The following is a 17,570-nucleotide window of genomic DNA, read 5'->3' on the forward strand; positions in this document are numbered from 1 at the left end:
GTCTCAATAACAACAATAACCGCGCCGACGAATCTCGTTGGCACGGGGCTACCTAGGGTTATCGTCATGGAACACTCCAACCAATTGCCTTTGCAAGGCGTCAATGTCATCGATTTCGGACAATACATCGCAGGCCCCGCAGTAGCGATGATCCTCGCTGATCTGGGAGCGACTGTCGTACATATCGACCCGCAGGGAGGGCCTCTCTGGGATAGCCCGGCAAATGCCACGCTTAATCGCAACAAACTGTGCATGCGGCTGGATCTGAAAACGCCAGAGGGGCTGCATCAGGCTCGCGAACTCATCTCCCGTGCCGATATCGTGATTGAAAATTTCCGGCCTGGTGTCATGCCCAGGCTGGGCCTCGATTTCGCAGAGCTGCGGCGTGCTCGTCCTGAGTTGATCACGTTGTCGATTCCAGGGTTTGCCAGTGATGACGAACTGCGTGCGCAATGGCGTGCTACCGAGGCGGTGATCGCTTCGGCCTCCGGTGTGTTCACCGACATGGGTCAAAACCGCGTACTGATGGGTATCAACCCTAGTTTCTCGCCGCTTCCCTTGGCGTCTGCGTACGGCACCATGCTTGCTGTATCTTCTGTAGTGCTTGCTCTGCAGGCGCGTGAAAAGAATGGCGTTGGCGATCAGATCGAAGTTCCCTTGGCATCAGCGGTGATGGAAGGTCTGTCGTACAACTCGATCAAGATCGATGGTTACCCGCTGCGCTACAAGACCCTGCGAGAGAAGGAGAGTGAGCGTCGTCGCGCCGAGAACCTGCCGATGAACTTGAGCTATCAGGATCTGCAGGAGTTCCTCGACCCGTTCTACCGTACCTATGAATGCGCGGATGGTCGTAAATTCTACGCCGTTTGCCCATCGCATCGTGAGCATGCCAAGCGCTGTCTGCAGGCTATGGGCATCTACGAGGAAATGGTTGCCGCCGGTTTGCCCAAGGTTGATGACCCCTACCTGCCCATTGACCAGTGGGAAGGTAATGCATCGTTGGGTGTCTACCCGCTGCCTGCTGATTGGGCCGCACGCATTTCCGCGCGGATGAAAGAAGTATTCCTGACCAAGACAGCGGCGGAGTGGGAAGTCATCTTCGGTGAGGGGCGTTTCCCTGGGGCTCCGCACAGGTCGACCCAGGAGTGGCTCCATGACGAGCATTCGAATACTGCCGGGCTGATCGTTGAGGTCAATGATCGCGAGTTTGGCGTCATGAAACAGCCTGGCCCAATTGCCTGGCTGGAGGGGTGCTCAGAGCCGATGCTGAAACCTCTTTCGCGTCGCGAGGTGAGCTATGAGCAAGCGTTGGCAACACTGTCCGAGCGTTCGGCTCCTGCCTTGCCGCCTGCCAAGCTCGACAAACCTGCCGGCTGGCTTGAAGGCGTCAAGATTCTAGACCTGACCAACGTCATCGCGGGGCCCCACTCGACGTCGTTCCTGGGCCGCTTCGGGGCAGACGTCATCAAGCTCGACCCTGTCGTTCCTAACTATGATCCCTGGAATACCGTGGTCTTCGGTATGTCTTCGGCACGGGGCAAGGAAAGTGTACTGGTTGACTTGAACTCTTGCGAAGGGCGAGAGGTGTTCAATCGTCTTGTGCGGGAGGTCGATGTCATCGTCATGAACGCGCCCGATCGCCAATTGGCACCGCTGGGCCTGGATGAGGCCAGCCTTCAGGCGGTGAATCCTGGAGTGATCTTCTGCCAGCTCGATTGTTTCGGTGGCCCCCGCCGTGGCCCTCGCACCGATTATCTGGGGTATGACGATCTCATCCAGGCCACGACCGGGATCATGCTGCGTTTTGGTGGTGGCATGGAAACCCCGGAAGAACATGCCCACGTCGGTACCATCGACGTGATGTGTGGGTTTGCTGCCGCGCTGGGCGTCGCAACGGCGCTTTATCGCAAACACCACTCCGGCGAAGTCTACCGGGCGCGCACCTCTCTGGCTTCACTGGGGAATCTGGTGCAGATCCCGTTCTGCTATGACTACGCAGGTCGAGCGCCATTCAATGAACCGTCCGGGCGCGACGTGGTTGGCTACAGCGATCTTTCGCGCTTCTACAAGACGGCGGATGGCTGGATCTACCTGGATGCGTCCGAGCCAGAACTGCACAAATTCGCCGACATCAAAGAGTTCAGCGGCTTGGCGTCCGCCAGTGATCGCGCTGCCTATCTGCAAGCGGTCATTGCCCGCACGAGCAGCGCTTTCCTTCAGGAGCGTCTGCAGGCGGCCAACATCGCTGCCGCGGTGCCGGACAACATCGATCACCTGCGCAGCCAGTACAGCCGTGCCGCTGATGGCCTGCCAGGTACCGAGAATGGCAGCTACTCCTTCAGCGTCTACAGCGACCATCCGAGCGGTCATCGGGTCACGCAGCTGGACCCCTACGCCATTCGCCCACGGGTAGCGCGTATTCGAGCGCTGCCACCCGCCGAGAAGTTTGGCACTTCGACTCGCAAGGTGTTGGGCCGCTACGGCTATACCGAGGCTCAGATTCAGTCACTCCTGGACGCCGGCGCAATCGGCGAATCCTGGAGTGAGGAATATCTGCCGAGCTGACTGCTGAAGGCAGGTCAAGGGGCAGGCCTTTGAAACGCCCCTTGCTTGCCGATTGACCGATCAAGCGAACACGAGCCCAAGGCTGCTCGCGGGCGCGTTCATGCCCAGGAAATGAGATAGAGCCATGACTTACAACAGCATCCTCCCACGTATCCTGCAAACCGGTGCCGGTGCCAGCCAGCAGATCCATCAGGTACTGGCCAGCCTCGGCTGCCATAAACCACTCATCATCACTGACCGAATGATGGTTGAGTTGGGTTATGCCGGTCGTATCAGCGCAGTTCTGGCAGAACACGCAATAGAGGTCGACGTATTCTCCGACACCGTCCCCGAGCCTACCGTCGCTTCGATCCAGGCCGGCGTCGCGACCGCCAGGGAAGGGGGCTATGACAGCATCATCGCACTGGGCGGCGGAAGCCCGATCGACAGCGCCAAAGCGATCGGCATCCTGGCCAGGTTCGGCGGAGTCATGCGCGACTACAAGTTCCCGCGCAATGTCACCGAGATGGGCTTGCCGATCATTGCCATTCCAACGACTGCCGGCACTGGCTCCGAAGTCACCCGTTTCACCATCATTACCGATGAGTCGACTGACGAAAAAATGCTGTGCGTCGGCGCAGGCTTCATGCCTGTTGCGGCACTGGTCGACTATGAGCTCACTCTCTCGTTGCCGCCCCGCGTGACGGCGGACACCGGTATCGACGCGCTGACGCATGCCATCGAGGCTTACGTCAGCAAAAAAGCGAATCTGTTCAGTGATGCCCAGGCACTGGCCGCCATGCGCCTTATCGGGCCAAACCTTCGCAAGGTCTACCACAACGGGGCCGACCGTGCCGCACGGGAGGCCGTGATGCTGGGATCGACCCTGGCGGGCCTGGCATTCTCGGCGGCCTCTGTTGCCCTGGTGCATGGCATGAGTCGCCCAATTGGCGCCGCATTCCATGTGCCTCATGGCCTGTCGAACGCCATGCTGCTCCCCGAAGTGACGGCATTTTCGATTCCCGCTGCCCGTGACCGGTATGCCGATTGCGCGCGTGCAATGGGCGTCGCCACTCAAAGCGACACGGACCAATCCGCCGTGGAAAAACTGCTGGAAGAGTTGGTGGCTATCAACGAAGAACTGAATGTGCCCACCCCCGCGCAATTCGGAATCGACCGCGAGAAATTCTTCGAGCTGATGCCAACCATGGCCGCCCAGGCGCTGGCTTCCGGCTCACCTGGCAACAACCCGCGTGTCCCGACCGAGGCAGAGATGGTCGAGCTTTACCGCAGCCTTTGGTAACCCGGCACCAACGCATTATCTGAATAACAAAAAGTGGAGTTTCACATGAATACTGTCGGTCATCTGATCAACGGCGAAGTCGTTGTCGAATCCAAGCGCACCCAGGATGTTTTCAATCCCGCCACCGGCCAGGTGGCACGCCAGGTCGCCTTGGCATCGAGCCAAACGCTAGAGCACGCCATCGCGACTGCTGAAGCTGCTTTCCCGGCCTGGCGTGATACGCCGCCCATCAAGCGGGCCCGCATCATGTTCCGTTTCAAAGAGCTGCTGGAGCAGAACGCAGATGCGATCTGCAAACTCATTGGTGAAGAACACGGGAAAATTTCCCATGATGCTGCAGGCGAACTGCAGCGTGGCATCGAGAACGTCGAGTACGCCTGCGGGATCGCCGAGCTACTCAAAGGCGAACACAGCAAGAATGTCGGCCCGAACATCGATGCCTGGAGCGAATTCCAGCCGTTGGGCGTGGTTGCAGGCATCACGCCATTCAACTTCCCTGTGATGGTACCGCTGTGGATGATCCCTGTGGCCATTGCAGCGGGGAACTGCTTCATTCTCAAGCCTTCCGAACGCGACCCAAGCTCCACGCTGTTCATTGCGCAACTGCTGCACGAAGCCGGTCTGCCCAAGGGCGTGCTGAACGTGGTGAACGGGGACAAGGAGGCGGTCGACATCCTGCTGCGCGACTCGCGCATTCAGGCGGTCAGCTTCGTGGGTTCGACGCCGGTTGCCGAGTACATCTACGCCACCGCCACCGCCCACGGCAAACGCTGCCAGGCACTCGGTGGGGCCAAGAACCACGCCATCGTCATGCCAGACGCCGATATCGACAATGCGGTCAACCAGCTGCTGGGGGCTGCATTCGGCTCGTCCGGTGAGCGCTGCATGGCGCTGTCGGTCGCCGTTGCGGTGGGTGACGCGGCAGCCGATGCCTTGATCGGCAAGATGAAAGAAGCCATGAAAAACCTGAAGGTGGGCGCGTACACCGACAGCAAGAACGACTTCGGCCCGGTGATCACCCGGCAGCACCAGCAAAAAGTGGTTGGCTACATCAACAGTGCTGAACAGCAGGGTGCAACCGTGGTTGTCGACGGGCGTGAGCCAGACGTTGCTGGCTACGAGGAAGGTTTCTTCGTCGGTGGCACGCTGATCGACCACGTTACCCCAGACATGCAGAGCTACAAGGAAGAGATCTTCGGGCCGGTTCTGCAGGTCGTACGTGTCAACAGCATGCAGGAAGCAATGGCGCTGATCGACAAACACGAGTACGGCAATGGTACGTGCATCTTCACCCGGGACGGCGAAGCAGCACGCTATTTCTCCGACAACATCAAGGTGGGCATGGTTGGCATCAACGTTCCTTTGCCAGTGCCCGTCGCCTACCACAGCTTCGGCGGCTGGAAGCGCTCGCTGTTCGGTGATTTGCATGCATACGGGCCGGATGGCGTGAGGTTCTACACCCGACGCAAGACAGTCACCCAGCGCTGGCCATCGTCAGGTGTCCGGGAGGGCGTTGAGTTCTCCATGCCGACGATGAAGTAAGGATTGGACAAGGTGAGTGCCTGACTGCCGCCAGGCACCCATCTTTTTGTGGCAATGAGTGCCGCTCGCAGTCGTGCCGAATACCGGTGGTGTCAGTTGCGGGTTGAGGTTTATTTGGTTGTGCCGCTGAAATAATAATTAAATACAATTAGAGGCGAATATGAATAATAAGCACAATATATGTTCGGGAAAGGCTAGCGGCCTTTCATCTCTCCAAGGGACTAGATCTGTTTGAGCAGGGGTTGTAATCGTGCTTGACATATTTGTATTCAACAGATGCCTGGTGTTGAATCGAACGTTCTGAGGAGATATGCCAAATGAGTAAGTTAAAAGATGGTGCCTCGTTGGATGGTCGTGTATTTTGGCCATCGATTGCAGTGATACTTGGCGTCACGATTCCGCTTATTGTATTTCCCGAGGCGGGGAATGCGGTAATAAATCAGATGTTTGCGTTTGCGACCGGGAAGTTTGGTTGGCTCTACCTGGTTTCCGGTTTGATGACTGTCGTGTTCCTGCTGTGGATGGCGTTCGGGCGTTACGGCAATATTCGCCTTGGACGAAAGAGTGACGTTCCGGAGTTTTCCTATTTCAGCTGGGTCGCCATGATTTTTTGCGGCGGTATCGGCATAGCCATCGTTAACTGGGCCTGGGTAGAGCCAATTTATTATTTTAATGCCCCTCCTTTGAATGTGGCTGCTCACAGTCGTGAGGCGGCAGAGTGGGCGTTGACCTATGGTCAGTTCCACTGGGGGCTGACCCCGTGGGCATTCTACTGCTTGCCGGCCTTGCCAATTGCCTACTCGATGTATGTTCGTCGACAGCCCGGTGTGAGATTGTCGGTGGCCGCGCGTGGTGTCTTGGGCGACAAGTCGAACGGTTGGATGGGTATTACGCTTGATACCGTGGTGGTTTTCGGTATTGTCGGCGGCGTGGGCACGTCCCTTGGTTTGGCTGTGCCTCTGGTCTCGACCTTGGCCAGTGGCATCTTTGGAATACAGCAGTCCTTTTTGTTTGACATGTGCGTTTTGGCACTCTGGACATTGATGTTCGGCATGAGTGTCTGGTTTGGGCTGAGCAAGGGGATAAAGATACTCAGTGATATCAATGTCTATTTGGCATTTGCGCTTCTTTTGTTCGCTGCGGTTGTTGGCCCCACCTTGTTGCTCATCAATGGTTGGGCCAACAGCCTGGGCCTGATGGTCAATAATTTCATCCACATGAGTCTGTGGACGGACCCAGTTGCCAAAGGTACGTTCCCTCAGGACTGGACAATTTTCTATTGGGCCTGGTGGATTGCCTATGCACCCATGATGGGGTTGTTTGTTGCTCGTATTTCTCGAGGTCGGACGATCAAGGAACTCATCTTGGCGGAGCTTGTGTGGGGGAGCCTGGGTTGCTGGGTGTTCTTCGCTGTCTGGGGCGGCTACTCGCTTAATCTGCAGCTGACAGGCGAGCTGGATGTCAGTGCTATTCTGTCAGCACAGGGTATTCCGGCGGCAGTACTCGCCATCTTGAAAACCATGCCGTTTTCAAGTCTCGTTATTGGCGCTTTCGTTCTTCTTTGCTTTGTATTCCTGGCAACGACGCTTGATTCGGCAGCTTATGTGCTTGCGTCGGTTACATCCAATGAGCTGAGCGGTTATGAAGAACCTCAGCGCTGGCTGCGGATTGTATGGGCGCTGTCACTGGCGGTCATTGGCATCGGGCTTCTCAAGGTCGGCGGGCTGAAAGCTGTTCAGACTTCTACCATTGTCGTCGCGCTGCCTTTGATACCTGTGCTCGGTGTGCTGACCTGGTCGTTGCTTCGCATGATTCGTGCAGACCTTAAACATGAACTAGGATCCAGGGAAATTGTTTTGGAAGATACGGTCGCGCTTGGCAATACGCCTGAGATTAATGCGCGCCCGGCTGGGGAGGTTGATTTCTGCGCGACGTATCCTGAGCCTAGGCGTTAAAGCCGCCATCCAAGGTACTACTTGCAAAAAAACCTAGGTTTTCCTAGGTTTTTTTGCTTTTTATTCGGCAGGGTATCGTCGAGCGTGTCTGTTGGATTGGCTGATATTCGATGATTGTTTTATGTCCTGTTATTGGCACGCGCCGTAGAGTCATAAGGAAAACGCACCCTCAGAGGTGTTTTTTATTGTTTGATACTCAGGGATTTATTGAATAGTGCTGCAGGTTTTGCTCGGCGGCTGGTGTGCCATTTGCGTCGCGAATCTCTCCGATATGTCGCGACTGATCAACTGTCTATCTGAGTCGTGCGTTATGTTTCGCGAACCTTCACTTTGCGTTGTTGGCCATTAGGCTTTCAGGGCTTTTGATAAGCCGGGTGCGAGAGTTGGTTTGGTTTTGGTAATGCCTCTGACTGGACAAGAATTAGACAGGAATTTTTCATGGCGCATGTCTTGCGAGATAGCCGGTGGGTATTGTTGGGTAGTGCAGTGATATTGTCATTGTCGCTAGGGATTCGGCACGGCTTCGGGCTTTTTCTGTCGCCAATGAGTGCTCAATTTGGATGGGGACGGGAGGTCTTTTCGTTTGCGATCGCAATACAAAACTTGGTGTGGGGGTTCGCACAGCCATTCGCTGGGGCTCTGGCCGATCGATATGGTGCGGGTAAAGTCGTTGGAGTAGGGGGCGTGTTCTACGTCTTGGGCTTGGTCTGCATGAGTTTCTCCGACTCGGCGTCGACTTTGATGATGAGTGCGGGCGTGCTCATCGGCATTGGCCTTTCCGGCACATCCTTCTCAGTGCTCCTGGGCGTGGTGGCACGGGCACTACCAGCTGAAAAACGAAGTACGGGAATGGGGCTTGCGAGCGCAGCGGGATCCTTTGGCCAGTTCGCGATGCTCCCCGGCTCTCTGGGGCTCATCCAAGGAATTGGCTGGGAGAAAGCACTTTTGGTTCTCGCCCTGTTGTCCTCGCTCATCATCCCCCTGGTCGCTATGTTGAAAGATGCCCCGACTGAGCGAAAGCCCGGTGACCAGAGTATCGTGCAAGCGCTTCGGGCGGCGAGTTCGCATCCTGACTTCTGGCTTCTTACATTTGGATTTTTCGTTTGTGGTTTTCAGGTCGTTTTCATTGGCGTCCATTTGCCTGCGTACCTGATGGACAAGGGGCTTACTGCCCAAACGGGCACCACGGTTCTTGCACTCATTGGGCTTTTCAATATTCTGGGAACCTACACAGCCGGCTGGCTCGGCGGGCGAATGTCCAAACCGAAGCTGCTAACGGCGCTCTACCTGATGCGAGCAGCGGTCATCGTCGCCTTTGTCGCTATCCCGGTGAGTAATGTCACGGCTTACCTGTTTGGAATGGCTATGGGCTTTCTTTGGCTTTCAACCGTTCCATTGACAAATGGGGTGGTGGCTTCGGTATTTGGTGTTCGCAATCTCTCGATGCTTGGCGGACTTGTCTACCTCTTCCATCAGGTTGGCGCCTTCTTGGGCGGTTGGGTCGGGGGGGCGGCTTACGATATGACGGGGAGCTATGATTTGGTCTGGAAGACCGCGGTTGTTCTAAGCCTGATTGCTGCTGCAGTCAACTGGGCCGTGAGAGAGGCGCCGATCAGTCAATTGAGCACGAGTGCCATTTGATTGATGTCAAAGAAATTATTATCGGTCCGAAGACAGCGAGCAGGACGGCAGCAACCCGTATTTCCGCTGGTTCCTCGGCTCTGGGCAGTAAACGCTGTGCTATCACTACCTGCATGGTTTTCGCCATAGGGGCCCGGGGAATTCATGATGAAGCGCCTTTGTTGCCTGCTGTTGATTCTTTTCACCCTGCAGCCCATGGCCGGGCACGGTATCGAGGTTGCAGGCAGTGCCACAGATGGCGTGCCCGGTGAACCGGCCGAGTTGACCATCGCCAATCGCAGCATCTTCATCTTCCACGCCACCCTGCTGGGGGAAACGCCGGCGGCGCGGGTGCAACGGGCCACAGCCGTGATCGACGAGGCCTTGCGCGGGACTGATGAGCTGAAGGTCAGCGTCGACCCCATCCTGAATAGCCACCTGGTGTTATTGGGAGGGCGGCGTGCCTTCATCATTGCGCCGCAGGACCTGGGCCTGGCCGGTGGCGATACTCGCGAAGCCGCCGAGCAGGCAGCCGCTATGCTGCGCCTGGTGGTCGACGAGACCGGTCAGGCCCGCAGCCTGCGCTTTCTGCTCAAGGCAGCAGGCTACTCGGTGCTGGCCACGTTGATCTACGTGGTGCTCATCAAGGGCACCAATCTGGCTCGGCGCAAGCTCCAAGGCCTGTTGCCGCAGCTGATGCGCGAGCGCGCCCGGCAGATACGGCTCGGGCAAATGCCGCTGTTGGACATGCAGCTGGTCTACACCGTGATCGAACGCCTGTTACGGCTGCTGCACTGGGGCGTAGTACTGTTGCTGAGCTACCAGTGGCTGAGCTTCGTGCTGTCGCAATTCCCCTACACCCGGCCTTGGGGGGAAAGCCTCAACGTCCACTTGATCGACCTGTTACGTTATCTGCTCGACGGCATTTTGCAGGCAATTCCCGGCATCGCCGTGGCTATCATCATTTTTTTCATCGCCCGCGGTATCAGTGGCTTCAGTCGGCGCCTGCTGGAGCGCATGGCCCGGCCGGGCACCCTCAAGTGGCTGACCGAGGAAACCCTGCAGCCAACCACACGCCTGACCTCACTTGCCATCTGGCTGTTCGCCCTGGTGATGGCGTACCCGTACCTGCCGGGTTCCGGCACCGACGCCTTCAAGGGGCTGTCGGTGCTGCTCGGGCTGATGATTTCTCTCGGCGCCTCCAGCATTGTCGGGCAGGCGGCAGCGGGCCTGATCCTGACCTATTCACGCACCTTGAAGGCTGGCGAGTATGTGCGGGTAGGTGACCACGAGGGCACGGTGACCGAAGTCGGCATGTTCAACACCACGATCCGCACTGGACTGGGCGAAGTGTTGACCTTGCCCAACTCGATGATCACCGGCTCGGTGACACGCAATTTTTCACGTGTTGTACAGGGGCAGGGCTACATCGTCGATACTGTGGTCACCATCGGTTACGACACGCCGTGGCGCCAAGTGGAGGCGATGCTGGTGGAGGCGGCCAAGCGTACCGACGGCATACTGGAAAAACCCAGGCCGCAGGTGTTTCAGACCGGGCTTTCGGATTTCTACCCCGAGTATCGCCTGGTGGCGCAGGCGGTGCCGAGTGAGCCACGCCCAAGGGCAGAACTGCTGAGCCTGTTGCACGGCAACATTCAGGATGTGTTCAACGAGTACGGGGTGCAGATCATGTCGCCGCATTACCTGGGCGACCCCGCGCAGGAAAAGTGGGTGCCGCACGAGCGCTGGTTCACGGCACCTGCGCGGAAACCTGAGGTTGGCCAGCAGGGGGAATAGCGTCATAACCGGCGATCACGGGGTCGCCATGCTGCCGACGGTGCTCCCGAACCCGCGTTGGCCAGGCCGCTGCCTTCCTGGCCGGCTTCGTTGCGGGCACGCCTCTTCAGGTTGCTGATACAACCTCATATCAAAAGCCCCAGCCACATTGCGCCGAGGATGACCAGTTGGCCGGGAACAAGGTATCTCCCGAAGCTGAAGCCGCCACTACCGAGGGACAGAATGCATTTGGTCAAGGTGTTGCCGGTCAATGCCAGTAAACCGGGTACTACCAGGCCATCTACACCGAGTCTACCGGCAACGACCAGTGAGGCGACCGACGCTGTCGCTACGTGAGCATCGGCCAATCCGCTGATGAAGGCCGCGATACTGACCCCGTTGTGGCCCAGATGGTGAAGTAGAAATGCACAGAACAAGGCGATTCCGGTCAGCGCGACGGTGATGATCAGGGCTGTGAAGAGATCGAAGGCACCATCGCCCTGATGCGCTGTTGACGTGCCTTGGTCGCTGCGCCAGGGCGCAAGCAACAAAGTGCCGTAAACCACCGTACCCACGGTACCGAGCCCGATCGAGGCCACGAAAGGCTTCAACAGGTGTCGGTCGACGATGCCTAGCACCAGGGCGAATTGCGCGATGCTGGCGAGGTTCGACAGTACGGCAGCGGCGGCCAAGGGCCTCACGGCTGTGACTTGCCGACGTGCCTCATGGGCAAGCAGCGCAATGGTTGCCGTGCCGGAGGCGAAACCTGAGGCGATCGCGCTCAGGGGCAAGCCGTAGCGTGGGCCCACCAGACGCAAGGCGATATGCCCCAGTGCACCGACGGTCATCAGCAGGACGACCAGCGTACAGATGGTGCGAGGGTTGAGTGCGCCATACGGCCCCATGAACCTGTCCGGTGTCAACGGTAGCACCACCAGCGCTACCGTCAGCAGCATCAAACCATCGCGCAGCTCTTCCTCGCTCAGCTGCTGGAGCACGAAATGGTGCAGCTCGCGGCGCAGTGCCAGCAGCACGGTCAGCACCACGCCGACCGCCGTGGCAAGTTCTGGCTCGTCAAGGCTCAGTGCGCCCAGCGTCAGCACCAGTAGCAGGGCGATTTCGCTGGTGACTTCAGGGTCTTTGTCGGCGTGTTTTCGGTAATGCATGCACAGCATCAGAACCAGGCCCAGGCTGGCGACCCCGACCAGCACCGGCCCGGCCAGCAACATGCTGACGTAGCCCAGCAGGGCGGTGATGGCGAAGGTCCTGAGGCCAGCAGCGGCATGATCTTCATTGCGGCCTTTCTTGCGCTCGCGCTCAAGCCCCACCAGCATGCCGATGCCCAGCGCGACGGCACCGTGGCTGACATTCACCGCGTCGAGCATGGCGCCTTCGGGGTGTCCTTGGGGCTGACCTCCGCGCTGCCTTGCTCGAGGGCTATCAAGGCTGGCAGATCGAGTATCTCGACAAGCCTGCCACGCATGCTGACGATGCCCAGCGCGCGCAAGCGGGCGACCGAGCGACACACGGTTTCCAGGCGCAGGCCCAGGTACGAAGCCATGTCTTCCCGGGACATGCGCAGCATGAAGCCGTGGGCAGAGTAACCGCGGCTGACGAAGCGCTGTGACAACCCAACCAGGAAGCTTGCCAGGCGCTGTTCGGCGGTGAGGTTGCACAGCATCAGCACCCGCTCATGCTCACGCACGATTTCTCGGCTCATCAAACGGTTCAGGCTTTGCTGCAGGACGGGAAAGTCACGCGCCAATGCCTGCAGCCGGCGATAGGGGACAGGGCACACCTCGCTGTCTTCCAGGGCAATGGCATCGCATACGTGATGTTCGGTGGCGATGGCGTCGAGCCCAAGTACATCGCCCGGCATCCAGAAATTGATCACCACTCCCTGGCCTTCGGCGCTGTTCAGGCTGGTCTTGAAGCTGCCACAGCGCACGGCATAAAGCGTCGTCAGCGGATCGTTGGCGTTGAACAGCGCGGCGCCTTTGCGAATACGCATGCGCGGGCCGATCAGTGCGCCCAGGCAACTGTTGTCATGCACGGGTAGACCGGTGGGCAGGCACAGCCCGCTGACACGGCACTCTGTGCACAGGGTCGTCAGCGGTTTCAGGTGAATCGGTGTTGCCGGGCTCGACGCTGCAGGTTGGTCGAGCAAGGTCACTTTCAGTAGGCCAGTCATTTTCAGGCCTCCTTCGCGCATCGGAGACCTGCCTGGGCTGCCATCCCTGCATTGGGTTTGCCAACGCTGCCCATACCTGGGCGTGGTGACCAGTCGGCGAGCATGTCCCGCGAGTGGGGCGCGTTGAGGCGCGCATTCAACCGGTCGACAAAGGCTTGCGCTTCGGCGGACGTATTGAAGCTCACCCGGCAGTCGTCCATGCGGACCCACCAGCGGTTCTGCTGAGGGCTATTTTCGACGTAGATGTTCATGGAAGCCTCCAAAAGCATGCATGAGCAAACCAACTGCAAATCCATGCGAAAACGAAGGCATCCCTGCCGGCAACAGGGGTGTTCAGGGCGTGATGGCCATTTTCATCGCACTATCGCGCCGGTTGGCGAACGTCCATAGGCGACATTCGATGGTTTTCATGAGCGCCATGGCACGCCTCCGGGGCATTCGATGATTGTTGTTGGTGTAGGGTCAGATTGCGCCGTTAAGGGCCAGGAGCTTTGACCAGCATCAAATTTTCGCCCAGCGGGCGTTGCCGTTTGTCCGCCCAGTGGTTCAGTTGATAAACATCAAATCCGCCAGGTGCGGGTGATGGATGATCCAGGAACACTTCCCAACCGCTGAGGTGCGCCATGGACAACCCGCAAAGACTCCTGCTGATCGCCTCGCCCCTGATGCGGCGCACCCCGGTCTACGACCGTGCGGCTGCGCTGGCCAAGGCCAAGGGCATGGCCCTGCATATCGTTGCTTTCGACTATCTCGAAGGCCTTGCCACGGCGGGCCTGGTCAACGACCAGGCACTGGCTGTGATGCGTGAAGGTTATGTACAGCAACACCGTGGATGGCTTGAAACCCAAGCGCTTTCGATGCGCCGTAACGGGGTCACGGTCACCACCGAAGTGGTATGGGTGCAGCATCCGCTGGACGAGATCCTCGTCCACCTGCGCGAGCAGCCGTTTGCCATGCTGATCAAGGCCTTCGAGCATGAACCCTGGTGGGCGCGGGCGATGTTCACCTCGCTCGACATTCAGTTGCTGCGGGAAACCCGCATCCCCCTGCACCTGGTGCATCAGGCCAGCCACGCGCTGCCGCGCAAGATTCTGGCTGCCGTGGACCTGTCCCGCCCCGAGGACCAGTTCGAGGGGTTCAACGACCAGATCATCAGTGAAGCGCTGAAACTGGCATTACAGTGCAACGCCCAGATCGAACTGCTATATGCCTACGACCTGGGGTCCATGTACCTGGACTCAGGCGGCAGCCGCGAGCATTCGTTTCTGTTCGACTCCAACCTCGCCCAGACGCTGCATGAGGCGCAAAGCGAGGCATTCCAGGCACTGGCCGAACGCAACGGTATCGCCGCCGAACACCGCCACCTGCGGCTGGGAGACCCGGCCAAGGTGCTGGCGCTGTTCATGGACAACAATGATATCGATGTGCTGGTCATGGGCAGTTACCACCATCGCGGCATTGGCTGGTTCATCGGTAGCACTGCGGAGCGGGTATTGCATCGGTTGTCCAGCAGCGTGCTGGTGATATCACCAGAGCATTCCCAAGGCTGAGGGACAAGGCCCGAAAGGGCCTTGCTTTCAGGCGTGAAGATCGAGTTCGTGAAGGATTTCGCTGACATCGCCACCCAGGTAGCGGGAGGTGAACCCCAGGGTCTTGGTCAGCCGGTGCATGGCGTAGTTGTTCGCCAGGTCCCTGGAGATCATGCAGTGGAAGCCATTGCGCTTCGCGGCCGCGATCAGGTGCTGCATCAGCAGCCGGCCCAGCCCCTTGCGTTGCCATTCTTCATTTACGGCTACCGCGCATTCGCACTGGAGGCTGCCGGGAACACTGGCATACCGGCTGACCCCGATCTGGCGCAACTGGCCATCTGCATGGACCAGGGCAACGTAGGCTTCGCACTGGTGATGATCCACTGGCATATGCTGCGCATCCAGGCTCGGCACACCGCCACAGAGGCCGGCAATGAAGCGGAAACGCCGGGCCTCGTAGGCGATCGTGCTGAGAAAGCGGCGGTCCCTCTCGCGGTCTTCCTCGCGCAGGGGGCGGATCAGTACGGCAGAGCCATCAGAAAGCTTTTCGATCCAATGCTCGCACGCGTCTGGCTTTTCAGTCTGCTGCCTGTTCATGTCGCCTCCCGGTCACCTGGTCGATGCTTGCCAGAGCTGTTGTACCGCGCTGGGCGGCGCCGGTTCTGACAATCGTCAAGTTCCGGCTCGGATGGTGGTTTTCTGATCTGCATCAAGCGCGAACAGGCCTGCTTTCGGACAATCGCCTACATCATCACGCCAGCCGCGCAAGCCCGGAGGTTCGCCATGGGTCAATATCGACAACTGCTGGTGCTGCTAACCGAGCTCGATCCGCATTCGGCCGCGCTGCGCCGGGCCCTGGCGCTGGCGCATGTCAGTGGTGCCAGTGTGCATGTACTGGGCTTGTTCGAACCGACGCAGGAGCACCTGCTGCGCGAAGAGCGATTGAACGAGGCCGATATCCAGCGTCAGTTCGACCACTACGGTTTGCGGCTGGCGGGGTTGGTCGAGCGTCACCGTGGCAGCGGCATCGCTTTGACGGTCGACACCTTGCAGGCAGATGACATCCGCAGCCAGGCCATCGACTACATCAGCGAACTGCACCCCGATATGGTCATCAAGGACAGCGAAGTGACGCCAACCATGGTGCGCCTGTTCAGCACGCCCCTGGATTGCGCGTTGATGCGGGGCTTGAAGGGCATCACGCACTTCGTACCGGAGGCGGCGGTGTCGCTGCCCCGGCGCGTGCTGGTCGCCGTGGACACCTCCTTCAGCGAAACCCCCGAGGACCAGGCGTCCTTCAACCGCAGGCTGATTCGTGCCGCGCAGGCGCTGGCACTGCAATGCGATGCACAGCTGCACCTGCTCTCGGCCTACAACCTGGCGGGCGTGTTCGCCTCGGACATGAACGTTACCCAGGCGTGGATCGATGAGATGCGCAATGCCTTGAAGGAGCCGTTCGACACCTTGGCGGACGCCGAGGGGGTCCCGGCCGATTGCCGCCACTTCCTGGAAGGTGGCCCGGTTCAGGTGATTCGCGAGCAAGTCGCTGTGCTGGATATCGACGCGGTGGTCATGGGCGTCGTGCAGCCAAAGGGCCTGGACAAACTGCTCGGCGACACCACTGAACGCATCGTCAGCCGCCCGCCGTGCAGCGTCCTTGCGGTTCACCCTCAAGCGGCCGAAACCTTGGAGCCCTAGCCATGCAACTGACATTCCTCGGTGGTACCGGGACCGTGACGGGCAGCAAGTTCCTGTTGACCCGCGACAGCAGCCGCGTGCTGATCGACTGCGGGCTGTTCCAAGGCTACAAGCAACTGCGCCTGCGCAACTGGGAACCGTTATCGGCGGCGCTGCGCGCGCTCGATGCCGTGGTGCTGACCCACGCCCACCTCGACCACAGCGGTTATCTTCCGGTGCTCGCCAAGGAAGGCTATACCGGGCCGATCTACGCAACACCGGCCACCTGTGCCTTGGCCGAAATCCTGTTGCTCGACAGTGCCCGGCTGCAAGAAGAGCAGGCAGAGCATGCCAACCGGCACGGCTACTCGAAGCATTCGCCGGCACGCCCGCTTTACACCGAACAGGATGCAAAGCGTGCCTTGGCATTGTTGCGCCCTGTGGAGTTGCATCACCCGACCATGATTGCGCCGGGGATGGAGCTGCTGTTGCGCACGGCTGGGCACATACTCGGCGCGGCGACGGTACAGATCAAGGTCGACGGCCAGACCTTGGTCTTCTCTGGCGACCTGGGCCGGCCACAAGACCCGATCATGCGCGCGCCGGAACTGATCAGGACGGCAGACGTGCTGCTGGTGGAGTCCACCTATGGCGATCGCCAGCATCCAAGCGAATCGACCGAGCAGTTTCTGGCCCAGGTCATCAACCAGACTCTCCTGCGCCACGGCATCACCTTGGTGCCCTCATTCGCGGTTGGCCGGGCCCAGTTGCTGATGTACTACCTGTACAAGCTCAAGCGCGATGGCCTGATACCCGACATTCCGGTCTACCTCAACAGCCCGATGGCCACAGACGCAACCACCCTTTACCAGCAGTTCCGGAGCGAGCATCGCCTGACGTTGGCGGAATGCGCCGAAATGTGCAGGGGCACGCATATCATCCGTACCGTCGATGAATCCCGGCATCTGGATCAGCTGCGTGAGCCCGCGGTCATTATCGCCGCCAGTGGCATGGCGACCGGTGGACGAGTCTTGCACCATCTCAAGGCACTGGCCCCCAACCCGCGCAACAGCATTCTGTTCTCTGGTTTCCAGGCCGGTGGTACGCGCGGTGCCGACATCGTCGCCGGTGCGCGCAGTGTCCGCCTGCACGGTGAAGACGTGCCTATCCGGGCCCAGGTGCATGCGATGGATAATCTCTCTGCGCACGCCGATGCCGACGAGATCATGGAGTGGTTGCGCGGTTTCGCCCGCCCGCCACGCCAGACCTATGTCATCCATGGTGAGCCGCACGCCGCCGACACGTTGCGGCGGCGGATCAGCATCGAGCTCGGTTGGCAGGTGTACGTACCCGAGTACCACGAAACGGTTGCTATTGACCCAGTGCGCTAGCCTGGGCCGGGAGGCTGTCATGGATACACAAGCAAGGGCGAA

At 59.3% G+C, this 17,570-nt stretch carries 13 protein-coding genes; 9 read left to right on the forward strand and 4 right to left on the reverse strand.

The window, feature by feature from the left end:
* The first annotated feature begins 66 nt into the window (after positions 1-66).
* From RR51_RS05805 to RR51_RS05830, 6 genes are all read left to right on the forward strand, one after another.
* Entirely contained in the window at positions 67-2,565 is a 2,499-nt protein-coding gene (locus tag RR51_RS05805) for a CoA transferase (protein WP_039612888.1), read from the forward strand.
* Positions 2,566-2,689: 124 nt separating this feature from the next.
* Positions 2,690-3,847 carry an iron-containing alcohol dehydrogenase gene (locus tag RR51_RS05810; RefSeq protein WP_039612889.1) on the forward strand — a complete coding sequence of 386 codons (1,158 nt, stop codon included), beginning with the start codon at positions 2,690-2,692 and terminating at the stop codon, positions 3,845-3,847.
* 45 nt (positions 3,848-3,892) lie between these two features.
* The gene (locus RR51_RS05815; protein WP_039612890.1) at positions 3,893-5,389 is read left to right on the forward strand and encodes a CoA-acylating methylmalonate-semialdehyde dehydrogenase; all 1,497 of its coding nucleotides are present in this window, start codon (positions 3,893-3,895) and stop codon (positions 5,387-5,389) included.
* Positions 5,390-5,706: 317 nt separating this feature from the next.
* Positions 5,707-7,344: a BCCT family transporter gene (locus RR51_RS05820; protein ID WP_039612891.1), complete on the forward strand. Its 1,638-nt coding sequence runs from the start codon at positions 5,707-5,709 to the stop codon at positions 7,342-7,344.
* Between the two features lie 438 nt (positions 7,345-7,782).
* Complete coding sequence (locus tag RR51_RS05825; RefSeq protein WP_039612892.1) at positions 7,783-8,985, forward strand: MFS transporter; 1,203 nt, start codon at positions 7,783-7,785, stop codon at positions 8,983-8,985.
* Positions 8,986-9,132: 147 nt separating this feature from the next.
* Positions 9,133-10,761: a mechanosensitive ion channel family protein gene (locus tag RR51_RS05830; RefSeq protein WP_039612893.1), complete on the forward strand. Its 1,629-nt coding sequence runs from the start codon at positions 9,133-9,135 to the stop codon at positions 10,759-10,761.
* A 125-nt stretch (positions 10,762-10,886) separates the two neighbouring features.
* Here the strand turns inward: RR51_RS05830 and RR51_RS05835 are convergent, their stop codons facing one another.
* Genes RR51_RS05835 through RR51_RS05845 form a run of 3 tightly spaced genes read right to left on the reverse strand, consistent with a single transcriptional unit; the run spans position 10,887 to position 13,182 of the window.
* On the reverse strand, positions 10,887-12,125 hold the full coding sequence (locus RR51_RS05835) for an MgtC/SapB family protein (RefSeq protein ID WP_039612894.1): 1,239 nt from the start codon (positions 12,123-12,125) through the stop codon (positions 10,887-10,889).
* Positions 12,110-12,931, reverse strand: a complete 822-nt coding sequence (locus RR51_RS05840) for a helix-turn-helix domain-containing protein (RefSeq protein WP_039612895.1) — start codon at positions 12,929-12,931, stop codon at positions 12,110-12,112. Before RR51_RS05840 ends, RR51_RS05835 begins: the two co-directional genes overlap by 16 nt.
* Before the next feature lie 2 nt (positions 12,932-12,933).
* Positions 12,934-13,182 carry a hypothetical protein gene (locus RR51_RS05845; protein ID WP_236693254.1) on the reverse strand — a complete coding sequence of 83 codons (249 nt, stop codon included), beginning with the start codon at positions 13,180-13,182 and terminating at the stop codon, positions 12,934-12,936.
* A 372-nt stretch (positions 13,183-13,554) separates the two neighbouring features.
* On the opposite strand from RR51_RS05845, the gene RR51_RS05850 reads away from it, so the two are divergent.
* The gene (locus RR51_RS05850) at positions 13,555-14,481 is read left to right on the forward strand and encodes a universal stress protein (RefSeq protein WP_039612897.1); all 927 of its coding nucleotides are present in this window, start codon (positions 13,555-13,557) and stop codon (positions 14,479-14,481) included.
* A 27-nt stretch (positions 14,482-14,508) separates the two neighbouring features.
* Here the strand turns inward: RR51_RS05850 and RR51_RS05855 are convergent, their stop codons facing one another.
* On the reverse strand, positions 14,509-15,057 hold the full coding sequence (locus RR51_RS05855; RefSeq protein ID WP_023661503.1) for a GNAT family N-acetyltransferase: 549 nt from the start codon (positions 15,055-15,057) through the stop codon (positions 14,509-14,511).
* A 186-nt stretch (positions 15,058-15,243) separates the two neighbouring features.
* Here RR51_RS05855 and RR51_RS05860 point away from each other — a divergent pair, with 186 nt between their 5' ends.
* Entirely contained in the window at positions 15,244-16,158 is a 915-nt protein-coding gene (locus RR51_RS05860) for a universal stress protein (protein ID WP_039612898.1), read from the forward strand.
* A 2-nt stretch (positions 16,159-16,160) separates the two neighbouring features.
* The gene (locus RR51_RS05865) at positions 16,161-17,528 is read left to right on the forward strand and encodes an MBL fold metallo-hydrolase RNA specificity domain-containing protein (RefSeq protein ID WP_023661504.1); all 1,368 of its coding nucleotides are present in this window, start codon (positions 16,161-16,163) and stop codon (positions 17,526-17,528) included.
* Positions 17,529-17,570: the final 42 nt, after the last annotated feature.

It is taken from the genome of Pseudomonas sp. C5pp (genome assembly GCF_000814065.1).
Taxonomy (GTDB): Bacteria; Pseudomonadota; Gammaproteobacteria; order Pseudomonadales; family Pseudomonadaceae; genus Aquipseudomonas; species Aquipseudomonas asiatica.

Bases quoted from the DNA above. Each gene is read 5' to 3' on its own strand.
- RR51_RS05855 (WP_023661503.1), bottom strand. From the start codon at position 15,057: ATGAACAGGCAGCAGACTGAAAAGCCAGACGCGTGCGAGCATTGGATC.
- RR51_RS05845 (WP_236693254.1), bottom strand. From the start codon at position 13,182: ATGAACATCTACGTCGAAAATAGCCCTCAGCAGAACCGCTGGTGGGTC.
- RR51_RS05850 (WP_039612897.1), top strand. From the start codon at position 13,555: ATGGACAACCCGCAAAGACTCCTGCTGATCGCCTCGCCCCTGATGCGG.
- RR51_RS05820 (WP_039612891.1), top strand. From the start codon at position 5,707: ATGAGTAAGTTAAAAGATGGTGCCTCGTTGGATGGTCGTGTATTTTGG.
- RR51_RS05825 (WP_039612892.1), top strand. From the start codon at position 7,783: ATGGCGCATGTCTTGCGAGATAGCCGGTGGGTATTGTTGGGTAGTGCA.
- RR51_RS05865 (WP_023661504.1), top strand. From the start codon at position 16,161: ATGCAACTGACATTCCTCGGTGGTACCGGGACCGTGACGGGCAGCAAG.
- RR51_RS05860 (WP_039612898.1), top strand. From the start codon at position 15,244: ATGGGTCAATATCGACAACTGCTGGTGCTGCTAACCGAGCTCGATCCG.
- RR51_RS05815 (WP_039612890.1), top strand. From the start codon at position 3,893: ATGAATACTGTCGGTCATCTGATCAACGGCGAAGTCGTTGTCGAATCC.
- RR51_RS05830 (WP_039612893.1), top strand. From the start codon at position 9,133: ATGAAGCGCCTTTGTTGCCTGCTGTTGATTCTTTTCACCCTGCAGCCC.
- RR51_RS05835 (WP_039612894.1), bottom strand. From the start codon at position 12,125: ATGCTCGACGCGGTGAATGTCAGCCACGGTGCCGTCGCGCTGGGCATC.
- RR51_RS05805 (WP_039612888.1), top strand. From the start codon at position 67: ATGGAACACTCCAACCAATTGCCTTTGCAAGGCGTCAATGTCATCGAT.
- RR51_RS05840 (WP_039612895.1), bottom strand. From the start codon at position 12,931: ATGACTGGCCTACTGAAAGTGACCTTGCTCGACCAACCTGCAGCGTCG.
- RR51_RS05810 (WP_039612889.1), top strand. From the start codon at position 2,690: ATGACTTACAACAGCATCCTCCCACGTATCCTGCAAACCGGTGCCGGT.